This is a genomic window from uncultured Aggregatibacter sp., from assembly GCF_901873365.1.
Lineage (GTDB): Bacteria > Pseudomonadota > Gammaproteobacteria > Enterobacterales > Pasteurellaceae > Aggregatibacter.
Map to the genome: position 1 here is coordinate 1 of NZ_CABFLM010000008.1, position 1,195 is coordinate 1,195.

A 1,195-nucleotide genomic window follows, 5' to 3' on the forward strand; every position below is an offset into this window, starting at 1 on the left:
ATTAAAACCATAAAAACTAAAAATAGAATAAACAACTACGTTAGATAAAAGATAAGATATATAAACCCCAACAAACCCAATGCTTTTATTTTTCAAATACAAAAAAATAAAAAATAAAGAAAATAAAAAATACACAAAATAAAACAACTCAAAATTATTTACTGTAGAGTAAAAATTTAATATCTTAAAAACTACACATAATAATATAAACAAAACATATGATACTAAATAGCCCAAATGTCTTATATACGAAGAACTCATTTAGTTTTTAGCTCCCTTAGTTTATCTCCTAGTGATTTAGGAAATAAATAGCTTTCTAAATCTTTAAATATCCCATTTCCACCTGAAATAGCTTTACTAGTACATTTAGTACAGAATCCGGCAGTACAACCACCCTGCTCTTCAATATTCTGTAAAATCCTATCTGCTTCTTCATCACTAATATTAAATTTATGAGTATGAACACTAGGACCATCTGTTGAAGTTTGATATTTTATATAATCATCATAATTAAAATCGTTACTAATAAAAAAATCTCCAGACCCTCTAATATTATTTTTATAACTCCCGGCGGGATCATATAAAATAGACTTTGTAGGATCTGCAGTATCTATTATAGCTAATCCAGCATGATCTCCAATTATTGGAGTATTTTCATTTGTCATTACATACAAGACTTTTTGTAGCCCCAAAGGATCTACCCACCCTTGTGTATTATTCGCAAACCGATACAAATTCATCCCACCCATCAACCCAATCGGGTCTTGAGTAATAAACCGCCCAAGTGCGGGGTCATAATAACGCAAAAAGTTGTAATGCAAACCCGTTTCTTGGTCGAAGTACTGGTTCTGCAGGCGGAACGGTTGGTGAGCGTCCGCCATGAGGTTATGGCTGTTACGCAGTTTTTCTCAGCCGAGGCAATCAGCAGACCAACAAAAGTGCGGTCATTTTTACGACTGAAATTGTAAGGAAACTCAGATTTCAATGAACCATAAAAAGAGTTAACCGTTTCTTTTATCAACTATTCAAAAGTTCTAATTTATTGAGTGTAAACCGATCACAATAAATAGCAACCGGCTCCCAATGAGTTTTAAGCTTCTCACCATTTATATAAATAGATACCATGTTTTTGTTTTTTTCCAAATAGTTATTACAAGTAACCAAGTCAGGAATAAGGCCCCATTTATTTATATCG

1 protein-coding gene is annotated in these 1,195 nt (G+C 32.4%); it reads right to left on the reverse strand.

What is annotated here, in order from left to right; all coding sequences use genetic code 11:
- Positions 1 to 257 precede the first annotated feature (257 nt).
- Complete coding sequence (locus QZ106_RS00055) at positions 258 to 881, reverse strand: RHS repeat-associated core domain-containing protein (RefSeq protein ID WP_295972674.1); 624 nt, start codon at positions 879 to 881, stop codon at positions 258 to 260.
- Between the last annotated feature and the right edge of the window lie 314 nt (positions 882 to 1,195).